Annotated in this window: 10 protein-coding genes; 5 read left to right on the top strand and 5 right to left on the bottom strand. The window is 70.4% G+C overall.

Annotation, left to right across the window (positions count from 1 at the left end; genetic code table 11):
• The coding region (locus VFW66_01335) for a hypothetical protein (GenBank protein ID HEX5385323.1) at window positions 1–217 on the top strand (217 nt) is incomplete at its 5' end.
• A gap of 28 nt (window positions 218–245) precedes the next feature.
• Here the strand turns inward: VFW66_01335 and VFW66_01330 are convergent.
• Genes VFW66_01330 through VFW66_01310 form a run of 5 tightly spaced genes read right to left on the bottom strand, consistent with a single transcriptional unit; the run spans window position 246 to window position 4,451 of the window.
• Window positions 246–737, bottom strand: a complete 492-nt coding sequence (locus VFW66_01330; protein ID HEX5385322.1) for a metallophosphoesterase family protein — start codon at window positions 735–737, stop codon at window positions 246–248.
• Between the two features lie 7 nt (window positions 738–744).
• Window positions 745–1,329: a flavin prenyltransferase UbiX gene (locus VFW66_01325; GenBank protein ID HEX5385321.1), complete on the bottom strand. Its 585-nt coding sequence runs from the start codon at window positions 1,327–1,329 to the stop codon at window positions 745–747.
• Window positions 1,330–1,336: 7 nt separating this feature from the next.
• Window positions 1,337–2,233: a UbiA-like polyprenyltransferase gene (locus VFW66_01320; protein ID HEX5385320.1), complete on the bottom strand. Its 897-nt coding sequence runs from the start codon at window positions 2,231–2,233 to the stop codon at window positions 1,337–1,339.
• Window positions 2,230–3,726, bottom strand: a complete 1,497-nt coding sequence (locus VFW66_01315) for a menaquinone biosynthesis decarboxylase (GenBank protein HEX5385319.1) — start codon at window positions 3,724–3,726, stop codon at window positions 2,230–2,232. Before VFW66_01315 ends, VFW66_01320 begins: the two co-directional genes overlap by 4 nt.
• Window positions 3,726–4,451, bottom strand: a complete 726-nt coding sequence (locus VFW66_01310) for a ubiquinone/menaquinone biosynthesis methyltransferase (protein HEX5385318.1) — start codon at window positions 4,449–4,451, stop codon at window positions 3,726–3,728. Before VFW66_01310 ends, VFW66_01315 begins: the two co-directional genes overlap by 1 nt.
• Before the next feature lie 53 nt (window positions 4,452–4,504).
• On the opposite strand from VFW66_01310, the gene VFW66_01305 reads away from it, so the two are divergent.
• Genes VFW66_01305 through VFW66_01290 form a run of 4 tightly spaced genes read left to right on the top strand, consistent with a single transcriptional unit; the run spans window position 4,505 to window position 7,737 of the window.
• A complete protein-coding gene (locus tag VFW66_01305) occupies window positions 4,505–5,110 on the top strand; it encodes a sigma-70 family RNA polymerase sigma factor (GenBank protein ID HEX5385317.1) in 606 nt (201 codons plus the stop codon).
• A 37-nt stretch (window positions 5,111–5,147) separates the two neighbouring features.
• Window positions 5,148–5,768 (top strand): hypothetical protein, encoded by a 621-nt coding sequence (locus VFW66_01300; GenBank protein HEX5385316.1) that lies wholly within the window; start codon window positions 5,148–5,150, stop codon window positions 5,766–5,768.
• A complete protein-coding gene (locus tag VFW66_01295; protein HEX5385315.1) occupies window positions 5,755–7,086 on the top strand; it encodes a hypothetical protein in 1,332 nt (443 codons plus the stop codon). Before VFW66_01300 ends, VFW66_01295 begins: the two co-directional genes overlap by 14 nt.
• Window positions 7,087–7,128: 42 nt before the next feature.
• Window positions 7,129–7,737, top strand: a complete 609-nt coding sequence (locus VFW66_01290; GenBank protein HEX5385314.1) for a DUF4126 domain-containing protein — start codon at window positions 7,129–7,131, stop codon at window positions 7,735–7,737.
• Window positions 7,738–7,747: the final 10 nt, after the last annotated feature.

Below are 7,747 nucleotides of genomic sequence, written 5' to 3'. Positions count from 1 at the left end.
CCGTGGACTCGTGCGCGCCAGCTTTCCCTGGCCCACGACGCCGATCGAGCACGAGGCGTTTCGCGGAGTCGTGACCCAGGAGCTTGCGCGGCCTGATCCGCCGCCCGGCCCGCTTCCGATCGAAGGCATCGACGAGCTGCTGCTCATGATGGCATGGTTCCGCGCGCACCCGGAGGCGCTCCGTCGCACGACCCCGCTCGAGCAGTGGGCGGCGTGAGCGGCCGGCAGCGCCAGCCCCCCAGCCGCTAGTCTTCGCCTGCCCCGAGAAGCGCCACGAGCCGCCCGCGCGGCGGAATGCCGGGCTCCAATTCCAGAATGCCCACCGACGGCGGCAGATCGAACCGCCGCCGGCCCGCGCCGCCCGGATTCATCACGGTCACCACCACGTCGACCAGCGTGAGCAACGGCCTGTGTGTGTGCCCGAAGACCAGGATGTCGGGACCGGGAAATTCGGCGTGCAGGCGCTCGGGCGTCGGCGAGCCGAACTGATCGCCGTGGGTCACGACAATGCGGAACCCGTCCAGCTCGACGTGCGCCACCTGTGGCAGGCGGCGGCGCACATCCGTGCCGTCGGTGTTGCCGTACACCGCCGTCACTGGTGCGATGGCCTCGAGCTCGGCGAGCAGGGCGATGGGCCCCAGGTCGCCCGCGTGGAGGATGTGGTCCACCTCGCGAAAGACGTCGAACACCTCCGGGCGAAGCAGGCCGTGCGTGTCGGAGATGACGCCGAGACGCATGCGGCGCTCAGCCCTCCCAGCGCGGCGCGATGGTGATGTCGAGGCCGAGCTGGTCGAGCACCCGCTGCACGATGAAATCCTCCAGCTCCTCGACCTGCGTCGGGCGATGGTAGAAGCCGGGCGCCGCCGGCAGCACCACGGCGCCGGCTTCCGCGGCGGCGGTGAGATTCCGCAGGTGCACGAGCGAGAGCGGCGTCTCCCGCGGCACGAGGATGAGCGGGCGGCGCTCCTTGAGCGTCACGTCGGCCGCTCGCTCGACCAGCGAGCGGCTGGTGCCGTGCGCCACCGCCGCCACGGTGCCCATCGAGCAGGGGCAGATCACCATGCCGCTCGTCCGCTGGGAGCCGGAGGCGGGGAGCGCGCCGCGGTCGCCGTCGAAGAAATGGCGCACGCTGGTCCAGTCGCCGCCGGTGGCGGTGCGCAGCTCGTCGATCGACTCGATGCCGCATTCGGCCTTGAGCAGCCGCGCGCCGTGCTCGCTCACGATGAGCCAGGTGGGCACGTGGTGCTCCACGAGGACCTCGAGCAGCCGCACTCCGTACGGAGCGCCGGAGGCACCGGTCATGGCGAGCACCGTCGGATGGCGGCTCACGGGCGCCTCACGCGACGAGCCGGTCCGCGAGCGCGAACCCGAACACGGTGAGCGACATAACGCCGTTCATCGTGAAGAACGCGAGGTCGAGCCGGGAGAGATCGCCGGGGCGCACGAGGCTGTGCTCGTAGCAGAGGATCGCCGCCGCGACGATGAGCCCCACGTAGTAGAGCCCTCCAAACCCGGCGCCCCAGCCGAACAAGGCGAGCGCCGGAATCGTGATGCCGTGAAGGAGCTTGGCCGCGAGGATGCTGCGTGGGATGCCGAGCCGCACGACCGCACTCCGGAGCCCATGCGCGCGGTCGAAACTTGCGTCCGGCATGGCGTAGAAGATGTCGAACCCCGCCACCCAGGTCGCGACGCCGACCACGATGGCGACGAGCAGCCACGCCGGGTCACTCCAGCGGCCGGTCACCGCGAGGTAGCCGCCCACCGGCGCGATCGCGAGCCCGAGCCCGAGCCAGAGGTGCGGCCACCAGGTGAAGCGCTTGGAGAGGCTATATACCATGATCCATGCGATCGCCACGGGACTCAATGCGAGGCAGAGCGGATTGAGCAGCGCCGCCGCGGCGACGAACAGCGCGGCCGCCACCACGACCGACGCCCATGCCTGCGCCGGTGTGAGCGCGCCGCGCGGCAGCTCGCGGCTCTGCGTGCGCGGGTTCCGGGCATCGTACCAACGATCGGCGATCCGGTTGAACGCCATTGCCACCCAGCGCGCGGCCGAGAACGCCACCACGACGAGCGCCACCACGCGCCACGTCACCGCCGCACGCCACGACGCGGCGAGCACGCCCAACAGCGCAAACGGCAGCGCGAACACGGTGTGCGGCAGCTTGACCAGATTGGCGTAGCGGACGACCAGCGATTCGCCCGCGAACGTCTGCCCCTCGCGCGCCGTCACGGCCGGCGCCGCGGCTCGAGCGAGATGCCAAGCTTGCTCCACATCTGGTCCACGCGGCGGCGGGTCTCGTCGTCCATGCGGATCCTGCCGGGCCACTCGCGGGTGAAGCCCTCCTCCTTCCACTTCCGCGTCGCGTCGATCCCCATCTTGCTCCCGAAGGTGAACCCTCGGCTCGCGTGGTCGAGCACGTCCACGGGACCGGGGGTGAACCGCACGTCGCGCTCGGGATCGATGTGGTTGAGCGCCACCCACCAGGCCTCGTCGGGGTCGCGCACGTTCACGTCCTCGTCGACCACGACGATCACCTTGGCGAGCGACATGAGCCCCTGCCCCCAGAGCGCGTTCATCACCTTGAACGCCTGCCCCGGATACTGCTTGTCGATCGCCACGAAAACGAGATTGTGGAAGATGCCGGGCGCCGGCATGTGATAATCCACGATCTCGGGCACGGTGAGCCGGAGGAGCGGGAGGAAGATCCGCTCGGTGGCGTGACCCAGGTAGTAGTCCTCCATCGGCGGGCGGCCGACGAGTGTCGCGGGATAGACCGGATCGCGCCGCATGGTGAGCGCGGTGACGTGGACCTTCGGGTAGTAGTCGGCGAGCGAGTAGAACCCGGTGTGGTCGCCGAACGGGCCCTCGAGCACGAGGTCCTCGGCGGGATCGATGTATCCCTCGATGACGATCTCCGCCTCCGCGGGCACCTCGAGATCGGAGCTCACGGCCTTCGTCAGCTCGACCGGCGCGCGGCGGAGGAAGCCGGCGAAGATGAACTCGTCGATCGTGGGCGGGAGCGGCGCGGACGCGGCGTAGATGCTCGCCGGGTCTCCGCCCAGCGCGATCGCGACCGACATGCGCTCGGCGCGCGCGGCCATCCCGCGCCAATGCGCGGCGCCCACCTTGTGCCGCTGCCAGTGCATCGCGAGCGTGTCGCGGCCCAGGACCTGAACGCGGTACATCCCGACGTTGCGGACGCCTCGCACGGGGTCGGTCGTGATCACCATCGGGAGCGTGATGTAGCGTCCCGCGTCGCCCGGCCAGGTGGTGAGAAAGGGGATATCGTCGAGGGTCACCGCGCCGCCTTCGCGCACGATTTCCTGACACGGCGGCTTGCCCCCGCGCACCTTCGGCGGAAACTTCGCCAGCTCGGCGAGCTTGGGCAGCATGGCGAGCTTGCCCAGGATGCCCTCCGGCACCTTGAGCTCGAGCATTTCGGTGATGCGGTTGCCGATCTCGTCGAGATCCGTGGCACCGAGCGCCAGGCAGATACGGCGCATCGAGCCGAAGAGGTTGATGGCGACGGGATGCGCGCTCCGGCGGTCGCCTTCGAGCAGCACCTGCTCGAAGAGGAGCGCGGGCCCGCCGCCCGCGCTCTTCATGCAGCGGTCGGCGATCTCGGCGATCTCGAGTTTGGCCCGCACGGGATGCTCGATGCGGGCCAGCTCGCCTTGGGAGTCGATGGCGCGGATGAAGTCGCGGAGGTTGTCGAATGCCATCAGCGGGTCCCGATGTGGAGGGCCGTCACTCCGCCGGCAAAGAGCCGGTAGCGCACCCCAGAAAAGCCCGCGGCCTCGAGCCGGCGGGCCAGCTCGCGCGGGCCCGGAAAGGCGCGCGCCGACGCTGGTAGCCAATCATAGGCTGTCGTATGTTTCGAGACCCAACGACCGACGAGCGGCACGACCCGCTCGAAGTAGATGCGGTGGGCCGCGCGCATCGGCTGCCAGGGCGGAGTGGACACCTCGAGCAGCACGAGCCGCCCGCCGGGTTTCACCACGCGCGCCGCTTCGGCCAGGCCGGCGTCGAGATCGACGAGGTTGCGAACGCCCCAGCCGATCATCGCGCCGTCGAACGCCGCATCGGGAAAGGGGAGCTCCAGCGCATCGGCGTTGACGGGTGCCACGCGCGCGGTCTTGGTGCGGCCCAGCTCGAGCATGCGGCGCACGAAATCGGCGCCCACGATCCGCCCGTGAAATCCCGGCTCGGACGCGAGCGCCGCGGCAAAGTCGAACGTCCCGGCGCAGAGATCGAGGTACATGCCGCCGGGCACCCGCTCCCAGCCCAGCTCGGCCACGGCCTTACGACGCCATCCGAGATCGAGCCGGAGCGTGAGCAGCCGGTTGAGCCGGTCGTAGGTCGGCGCGATCGCGGTGAACACTTCCCGGACATACGCCCGCTTATCGGCCCCGCCCGTGACCGGTAACTTCTGATCCGAGGCTAACATAGGCGCAGAATGTAGCCCGCGGGAGAACCGCTCCGCAAGCGCGAGGTCCGGCTGTGGCCGAGCGTAAGGCGGAGCTGGCCGCGCGCACGGACCAGGAGATCGTCGCCCTCGCGCGCGCGGGACACGAGTCGGGGTACCGCGAGCTGATCCGGCGCTACGAGCGGCCGCTCTTCTCGCTGCTCTACCGCATGGTGCGCGACCGCGAGCTGGCCGAGGATCTGGCGCAGGAGACCTTCATCAAGGTGCTCAACGCCATCGGCTCGTACCGGCCCGAGTTCAAGTTCTCCTCCTGGATCTTTAAGATAGCCAACAACGCGGCCATCGATCACCTGCGCCGGCGCGAGCTCGACACGCTCTCGCTCGAGGGCTCGCCGCACGCGGAGACGCCCGAGGCCGTCGAGGCCACCGCACTCCAGGTGGGCGCGCGGCAGGAGTCGCCGCTCGACACGGTCGAGGCGATGGAGCTGGGCGGCGCGATCGAAGCGGCCATCGGGCAACTGCGCCCCGAGTATCGCTCCTGCATCCTGCTCCGCCACGTCGAGGGCCGGCCTTACGAGGAGATCGCCCAGATGCTGGGCCTCCCGCTGGGTACGGTGAAGACGTACATCCATCGCGCGCGCAATGAGCTGCGAGAGGCGCTCGCGCACCTCCGCCAGTGAAACCTTCCCACAGCGCCCACCGTAAAGGGGACCACTTATGACCGGCCTGCCCGCCCCACATCTCACTCCGGACGACATCGATGCATGTCTGGCCGGCACGCTGCCGGCGGCACGCGCGCGGCATCTCGCCGCGTGCGCCGAGTGCGAGCAGGCGGTGCAGGCGGAGCGCGAGCTGGCAGACGTGCTCGCGCGGCTGCCGCTCTTCACGCCGAGCGCCGGGTTCGACGCGCGGGTGATGGCGGCGGTGCGGGTGCCCGATCCCTTCGCGCTGCGCTCGCTCGGGGCCGCGCTCGGGTCGACGCGCGGGCGGCTCCTCGCCACGCGGCGCTCGGCCGCGCTCACGGTGGCGTGCGCGCTTGCGCTCGTCGCGTCGATGGGCACGAGCGCCGCGTGGGTGCTGGCGCACCGGGCCGTGTTCGCCGGCGCCGAGCAGTGGCTCACGGCCGACGCCGTTCAGTGGGCGTGGGCCTCCCTCCGCGGGCTCGCGCTCGACCTGATGGGCCAACCGTGGTACGGCGGCGTGCGGAGCCTCATCGAGGAGCCGGGCAAACTGGCGCTCCTCTCCGCGCTCGCCTCGCTGCTGTACGTGGGCGGGCTGCTCGCGCTCCGGCGGCTCCTGGCAATACCGGCGCAGCGGGTGGCCCATGCGAGCGTGTAAGCGGGCGCGCGAGGGCTCGCGCATCGTCCGGCTCCGGCGCGCGGCCGGGCGGCTCGCGGCCTCACAGATTGCGGCCGCGTTGATCTTCGCCGCGCCGGCGGCGGCACTCACCGCGCATGGCGGGTGCGGCGGCGGCCTGGTGGCAGCGGTGCGCGATTTCGTCGTCGGACAGCTTACGCCGGCGGCCGGACATTCGCAGACGGACCACCTGGCGCCGCGACTGGTGCCGCCATCCGATCCGGGCGGCCCGAGCGTAGACCTCACCGATCTGAGCCATCCCGAACTCATCGAACGCCGCATTCACGACGCCGCGCCCAGGCTCGACTCCGCGCTCCGGCTCACCGTCCCGAACGGCTCCGCCCGCCTGGGCGACTATACGATCGGCTCGGCGGAAACGGTGACCGGCCACCTGCTTGTGATGGAAGGCGACGCCGACGTTTACGGCAAACTGCTCGGCAACCTGGTGACGCTGGACGGCGACGTCGTGGTGCACCCGGGCGCCGTGGTTTCGGGCGACGTGCTGGCGCTCGGCGGCGCCGTGACGGCGGCGGCCGATGGTATCGGCGGCGAGGTGCGGACGCTGCAAGCAAGGCCGCCGCGGGCCCCTGCTCCCGTGGCGCAGACGGCGCCCTCCGGGCTCGTCACGACGGGACGCGACATCGCGGGCGTGATCGGCGTCTTCCTCGCGCTGCTCACGATCGGCGCGGGACTCGTGCTCTTTGCGCGGCCGCATCTCGAGATCGTCTCCGACACGGTGTCACATTCGTTCGGCCGCTCGCTCGTGACCGGGCTGCTGGGCCAGATCCTGCTGCTGCCCACATTCGGGATGCTCGTGGTGGGGCTCGTGCTGAGCGTCGCCGGCATTCTGCTGCTGCCGTTCGCGGTCGTCGTGTACGTGCTGCTCGTGATCGTGGGCGTGCTCGGCGGATACCTGGCGGTGGCGCATGCCGTGGGCGAAACGTACGTGCGCCGGCGGATGGCGCGCGGCGCGGCGCTGGGCTCGCCCAACAGCTATCGATATCTCCTTGCAGGGCTCGTTGGGCTTTTCATCCTGTGGGCCGCGTGGGCCATCTTCGGCTGGGTGCCGCTCGCCGGAGAGCTGATCCGCGGCGCCGCGGTGCTCGTGACGTGGCTCCTCGCCACCGCCGGATTCGGTGCAGCACTGCTGAGCCGCGCGGGGCTCCGCGCAAACTTTGCCGGGCGGCTCATTCCGGCCGAGGCACTCACCGACGAGTATCTCTGGGCAACGCCGCAGTTCGGGGTGCCGGCCGCGCGCCGGCCCGAGCGAGGCACCGGCCGCGGCACGGGCTCGTCCTGACGACGGCTTTGGTCGGTGTTAGCTTGGAGTGGAGCCACTGACATGTCGCCACTCCAGACCCTCGGCTTTGCGCTCGGCACGTCGTTCGCCTCGGGGCTCAATCTCTACGCCACCGTCGCGACCGCCGGGCTGTTGCAGTACTTCGGCATCGTGCAGTTGCCGCCGTCGCTCGCGATTCTGGCGCAGCCGGTCGTGTGGGGGCTCGCGCTCGGGCTCTTTGCCATCGAGTTCGTCGCCGACAAGATTCCCGCCGTGGACAGCGTTTGGGACGCGATCCACACGTTCATCCGGCCGCCGGCGGCGGCGCTCATCTCGTACAGCGCGTTCGGGAATGTGCCCGAGGGGTGGAAGATCGGCGCGGCGCTGCTCGCGGGGAGCGTGGCGCTCACGTCGCACGGGGCCAAGGCGACGACGCGGGCGGCGGCGAATACGAGTCCGGAGCCGTTCAGCAACTGGGCGCTTAGTCTGTTCGAAGATGCCGTGGCGATCACCTTGTCGTGGCTGGCCACGGTGCATCCGATCATCAGTGGCGCGATTGCAGTTGTGCTGGTGGTGGTGTGCGCCTTTGTGATCTGGGCGTTGCTGGGGTTCTTCAAGCGGGTGTTCGCGTGGTTGAAGGGCGGACCGGTGGTGACGGCGCCGTCTTCATGACTGCGACGCA

The sequence above is a fragment of the Gemmatimonadales bacterium genome (assembly GCA_036279355.1).
Lineage (GTDB): Bacteria > Gemmatimonadota > Gemmatimonadetes > Gemmatimonadales > GWC2-71-9 > DASQPE01.
Note: the sequence above shows the minus strand (reverse complement) of the source record. Positions and strands in the feature narration are given on the sequence as shown.

Bases quoted from the DNA above. Each gene is read 5' to 3' on its own strand.
- VFW66_01330 (HEX5385322.1), bottom strand. From the start codon at position 737: ATGCGTCTCGGCGTCATCTCCGACACGCACGGCCTGCTTCGCCCGGAG.
- VFW66_01315 (HEX5385319.1), bottom strand. From the start codon at position 3,726: ATGGCATTCGACAACCTCCGCGACTTCATCCGCGCCATCGACTCCCAA.
- VFW66_01310 (HEX5385318.1), bottom strand. From the start codon at position 4,451: ATGTTAGCCTCGGATCAGAAGTTACCGGTCACGGGCGGGGCCGATAAG.
- VFW66_01300 (HEX5385316.1), top strand. From the start codon at position 5,148: ATGACCGGCCTGCCCGCCCCACATCTCACTCCGGACGACATCGATGCA.
- VFW66_01295 (HEX5385315.1), top strand. From the start codon at position 5,755: ATGCGAGCGTGTAAGCGGGCGCGCGAGGGCTCGCGCATCGTCCGGCTC.
- VFW66_01290 (HEX5385314.1), top strand. From the start codon at position 7,129: ATGTCGCCACTCCAGACCCTCGGCTTTGCGCTCGGCACGTCGTTCGCC.